The sequence below is a fragment of the Listeria cornellensis FSL F6-0969 genome, from assembly GCF_000525855.1.
Classification (GTDB): Bacteria; Bacillota; Bacilli; order Lactobacillales; family Listeriaceae; genus Listeria_A; species Listeria_A cornellensis.
The window spans coordinates 1-850 of sequence record NZ_AODE01000078.1 but is presented as its reverse complement, the minus strand read 5'-3'; the positions used below and the strand labels follow the sequence as shown (position 1 = coordinate 850).

The window sequence follows — 850 nt, the reverse complement described above, 5'->3', positions numbered from 1 at the left end:
CGTGTCTTTCGGAAAACACGATCCGCCATAACCAATCCCGGCACGTAAAAAACTATTACCAATCCGCGGGTCGTAACCCATTCCTTCTGTGACTTCCTCGATATCTGCACCCAAAATGTCACACAAATTCGCAATTTCATTCACGAAGGAGATTTTGAGAGCGAGGAAATCATTGCTGGCGTATTTGATGAGTTCTGCACTTTTGCGTGATACCGAAACGATGGGTTGCCCGTAATCCGCGTAGATTTCCCGCATTTTGGCATCCGCAGTTGGCGACTCCGCCCCCACTACGATTCGTGAACCATGTAGCGTATCATACACCGCGCTTCCTTGCGCTAAAAACTCCGGATTCGACACGATATCCACGTCCGCCGCACTTTGCAAGGCGCCGCGCACAATTGCTTCAATTTTGTCATTCGTCCCCACTGGCACCGTCGATTTTACAATCACGAGACAATCCTGTTGTATACTCGAACCAATTTCTTGTGCAACCTGATATACCGCCGCCAAATTCGCTGAGCCATCTTCGTTTTCCGGCGTTCCCACGCCAATCACAATCGCCTCGGCATCCGCGTAAGCACGAGCCCCATCCGTCGTAAACTGTATCCGCCCTGCCGCCAACTGTTCCTGTAACAACGCTTCTAAACCAGGTTCAAAAATCGGCGAAATCCCTGCCGCGAGCCCTGCCATTTTCATTGCGTCTACATCCACCGCTGTAACCGTATGCCCGTGATGCGCGAAGCCTACCGCAGAAACCAAACCAACATACCCGACACCTGCAACTGCTATTTTCATCCTATTCGTCCTCTCCTCTTCCATAAGGCATGGCCCACGTAACAACTGAAAACGT

1 protein-coding gene is annotated in these 850 nt (G+C 50.9%); it reads right to left on the bottom strand.

The genetic code is table 11. The annotated features are described in order from the left end of the window. The coding region (locus PCORN_RS16785; RefSeq protein WP_036082728.1) for a UDP-glucose dehydrogenase family protein at positions 1 to 795 on the bottom strand (795 nt) is incomplete at its 3' end. Between the last annotated feature and the right edge of the window lie 55 nt (positions 796 to 850).